This window comes from Candidatus Sororendozoicomonas aggregata, from assembly GCF_031528575.1.
Lineage (GTDB): Bacteria > Pseudomonadota > Gammaproteobacteria > Pseudomonadales > Endozoicomonadaceae > Endonucleibacter > Endonucleibacter aggregata.
In genome coordinates, this window is the sequence record NZ_JAVLSP010000164.1 from 1 (window position 1) to 3,596 (window position 3,596).

Annotated in this window: 5 protein-coding genes; all 5 read right to left on the minus strand. The window is 51.7% G+C overall.

From position 1 onward, the window contains the following. Positions 1-119 precede the first annotated feature (119 nt). The 5 genes from rplI to rlmB all read right to left on the minus strand — a co-directional run bounded on the left by rplI (position 120) and on the right by rlmB (position 3,382). On the minus strand, positions 120-566 hold the full coding sequence (gene rplI, locus V4C51_RS17320) for a 50S ribosomal protein L9 (RefSeq protein WP_330927427.1): 447 nt from the start codon (positions 564-566) through the stop codon (positions 120-122). 114 nt (positions 567-680) lie between these two features. After that, on the minus strand, positions 681-1,553 hold the full coding sequence (locus V4C51_RS17325) for a YybS family protein (protein WP_330927428.1): 873 nt from the start codon (positions 1,551-1,553) through the stop codon (positions 681-683). Positions 1,554-1,585: 32 nt separating this feature from the next. Further along, the gene (gene rpsR / locus V4C51_RS17330) at positions 1,586-1,810 is read right to left on the minus strand and encodes a 30S ribosomal protein S18 (RefSeq protein WP_330927429.1); all 225 of its coding nucleotides are present in this window, start codon (positions 1,808-1,810) and stop codon (positions 1,586-1,588) included. A 78-nt stretch (positions 1,811-1,888) separates the two neighbouring features. Next, entirely contained in the window at positions 1,889-2,320 is a 432-nt protein-coding gene (rpsF, locus tag V4C51_RS17335) for a 30S ribosomal protein S6 (protein ID WP_330927430.1), read from the minus strand. Between the two features lie 327 nt (positions 2,321-2,647). Continuing rightward, positions 2,648-3,382, minus strand: coding sequence for a 23S rRNA (guanosine(2251)-2'-O)-methyltransferase RlmB (gene rlmB / locus V4C51_RS17340; RefSeq protein WP_330927431.1), 735 nt, complete (start codon positions 3,380-3,382; stop codon positions 2,648-2,650). Between the last annotated feature and the right edge of the window lie 214 nt (positions 3,383-3,596).

A 3,596-nucleotide genomic window follows, 5' to 3' on the forward strand; every position in this document is an offset into this window, starting at 1 on the left:
ATTTCTGCTTCTGAGGATAATAGTGGGGCTATTTGACGAAGAAGCAGGAATTTTTAGACCAATTTATCGCAACCGCAGTAGGGTAGTCTATTCTCGGACGGGCTCCTAAGGGCCAAAACTTATTCAGCTTCAACAAATACCTTGATGTTTGCGGACACATCGGTGTGCAACTGAACAGCAACGTCGTATTCGCCTACCGCACGAATAGGACCTTCTGGCAGGCGGATCTCGCTCTTGGCTACTTTAACACCGGCAGAAGTAATGGCTTCAGCCAGGTCACGAGAACCGATGGAACCGAACAGCTTGCCTTCGTCGCCTGCTTTAGCGGTCAGGGTAAGCTCGATTTCAGCCATTTCAGTGGCACGGGCAGTTGCGCTGGTCAGCTTGTCGGCAGCGGCTTTTTCCAGCTCGGTGCGACGTGCTTCAAAAGCAACCAGATTGTCCTTGCTAGCAGGCACAGCCTTGCCAAAAGGAACCAGAAAATTACGACCATAACCCGCTTTGACGGATACCTTGTCGCCCAGGCTGCCAAGGTTGGCAATTTTTTCAAGCAGGATAACTTCCATTGCTTAAGCCTCTAACTCTTTTAATAGCGTGAAGATACCATAGCACCTTCATAATTCTGACTCGCCCTACTGAATTTTATGCTCGAAAGCATAAGTCCGACAGGCTTCCAGCGCTCAGTCCTGAGGCACCTTTTGCCTCACGCGTTTGCGAAAATCAAACAGGCTGTCAAGACAGGCTGTCAAAACAATTATCGGGTATGCCAGCTGCGTAAAAAGTATCACCAAAACATAGAACATGATCAGCGGCAGGCTGCCCATTTTTCGCAACCACACCAGGGCGTGCACCATTGACAGCCCTGCTACAAACAGTGGCAGGGACGCTAAAGGTAACAGAATCACCATAAACGGTGACAGTACCAAGCCAGCCAATGCCAGTGCCAGCAATGTCATGCTCAATGTTGCTGTGAACCGGATAGAATGAAGTTCCTTCTGGAACCCGCCGGGATTATACAGCATTGACTGCCAGGATCTGGCCAGAACCAGCCCTAACACACAATTCACCAGGTTAAACCAGGCCAGCATGCCAATCACGCCAAAATGTACCAGCGGCTCCAGGTTGTCACTCAAATCAGCCGGGGTTTTACCCGCCTGCTTCAGGACAGAGGTTAAAAGCTCCATGACCATCTCTGTCAATTGAGTCACCTGCCCCGGTACCACTATAGATAGCATAAATGCCATCAGGCCACCGACAGGAAGCAACGCCAGCAGCGTTTTTTGCCACGATACCGTGGTGCGTAATGACAGGGCCAAAAGCCCGGTAGCCACTAACCCCATTAACACGCTGTATTGTCCTGTGGCGGCCCAGGCAATGCCGGGCAGCAATGCCCATATCAGTACCTTGAGTCCCTGGTCGACGCCGTGGCGCAGTATCACCAATGAGATGATGGCAGCACTGAGCCAGAACATCACGGGAATGCTGGTAAAAAGAACAGACAGCAGTATGGCCTGTCTAGGGCCACGCATAGCCAGTTCTGCCAATCCACGCATCAGTTTACCCTATTTTTGCTTTTGCCCAGATTTCAGTGACGATCGCAGTACGGCAGCAGAGCTATGTAACGTGCACGCTTGATAGCGGTCGCCAGCTGACGCTGATAACGAGCCTTGGTGCCCGTGATTCGGCTAGGTACAATTTTACCGGTTTCGGCAATGTATGCTTTGAGGGTATTCAGATCTTTATAATCGATCTCTTTCACATTTTCAGCAGTAAAACGGCAGAACTTTCTGCGACGGAAAAAACGTGCCATAGCAGCGTCTCCTTAGTAAAGTGAACTGGTTTCCAATAGTGATGGCCGGGTATCGTGAGTTTAATCTCCTGACCAGGACTATTGGTGATTCCTGGCAGCGTCTTCTGCCTCGGCAGAATCAGCAACGTCTTCTTCACGTGTTTCAGACGCTGCTTCTGGACGAGGGCGCTCGTCACGGCGCTCACGCTTTTCTTCAGTCTGCAGCATGATGGAAGACTCAGTAATAGCCTCATCACGACGAATAACCATACTACGGATTACCGCGTCGTTGTATCGGAAGTTTTCAGTCAGCTCTTTCAGGACTTCATCGCCACACTCAATGTTCATCAGAACATAGTGTGCCTTGTGGATCTTGTTGATTGGGTATGCCAGCTGGCGGCGGCCCCAGTCTTCCAGTCTATGAACCTGTCCTCCGCTTTCGGTGATAGCGCGATTGTAACGCTCTACCATCGCAGGTACTTGTTCGCTCTGGTCTGGATGCACCAGAAATACGATTTCGTAATGACGCATTGTTGCTCCTTACGGGTTAAACAGCCTTTCGGACGAACCGATAAGGCAAGGAGTGTAGGAAAGGGTACCGGGAACAGGTGTTCACAGTAGCCAGCCCAACATAGAAAGAGAGGGCGATTTTAGAGAAGAGTGCCCTTCGTTGCAACCCGCAAGATCCCTGGGTCTTATGGGGGCGCGGCTTTACGCTAATGCTGTTAAGCGCTAATACCCATACAGTCGTCATTCCCGCGAAGGCGGGAATCTACCAGAAAATGGACTCCCGCCTGCGCGGGAGTGACCATCTGATCGCGCCGTTGCTCTGACGTCCTCTCTAGTTGGAGGAGGCTGTCAAATGGTTCTTTGACGCACGGCTTCAAACAGGCATACGCCCGTTGCCACTGAGACATTCAGACTGCTTACTTCGCCTGCCATGGGTATATTGACTAAGGTATCGCAGTGGTCGCGAGTCAGCCGGCGCATCCCTTTGCCTTCAGCGCCCATAATCAGGCACAGCGCTCCCGTTAAGTCAGCCTGATAGACGGTGCTCTGGCTTTCCCCGGCAGTACCCGTCAGCCAGATGCCCCGTTCCCTTAACGTTACGAGTGTTCTGGCCAGATTGGTTACCTGAATCAGTGGCACGGTTTCTCCGGCACCGCAGGCAACCTTGCTGGCAGTGGCATTCAACGTGGCTGATTTGTCTTTGGGAATAATGACAGCATGCACGCCGGCAGCGTCTGCGGTTCGCAGGCAAGCCCCTAAGTTATGGGGGTCCGTAACGCCATCGAGCACCAATAAAAAGGGGGGAACCTTCAGGGTATCCAGCAGATCTGCCAGATCGCCTTCGCGCAGCACCTTTGCCTGGGCGACCTTGGCAACAGCTCCCTGGTGAGCGCCATCAACTTTGGCATCTAACCTGGCACGCTCAAAAAAACGTACGGTCACGCCCTGGCTGCGTGCCTCGTCTACCAGAAGACTGATGCGTTTGTCTGCGCGGCCTTTTTGAATCCACAGTTCCAGTACTCGCTCTGGTCTACTGGAAAGCAGGTTCTGTACGGCATGTAGACCGAAGATAAAGTCGCTCAAAGGAGAACCTCATTACACTGGCAAAGAGAAAAGTGGCCGGGCATTATCGGCAATATTTTATGGAGAGGCCAGCTTGCATCTGGGGGTTATACGTCAAATCTGAATTCAAGACGGTCTGGGAGCCTGTCCGAGAATAGACTACCCTACTGCGGTTGCGATAAATTGGTCTAAAAATTCCTGCTTCTTCGTCAAATAGCCCCACTATTATCCTCAG

Excerpts from the sequence above, each read along its gene's own strand:
- rpsR (WP_330927429.1), bottom strand. The coding sequence starts at position 1,810 with ATGGCACGTTTTTTCCGTCGCAGAAAGTTCTGCCGTTTTACTGCTGAA.
- rplI (WP_330927427.1), bottom strand. The coding sequence starts at position 566 with ATGGAAGTTATCCTGCTTGAAAAAATTGCCAACCTTGGCAGCCTGGGC.
- V4C51_RS17325 (WP_330927428.1), bottom strand. The coding sequence starts at position 1,553 with ATGCGTGGATTGGCAGAACTGGCTATGCGTGGCCCTAGACAGGCCATA.
- rpsF (WP_330927430.1), bottom strand. The coding sequence starts at position 2,320 with ATGCGTCATTACGAAATCGTATTTCTGGTGCATCCAGACCAGAGCGAA.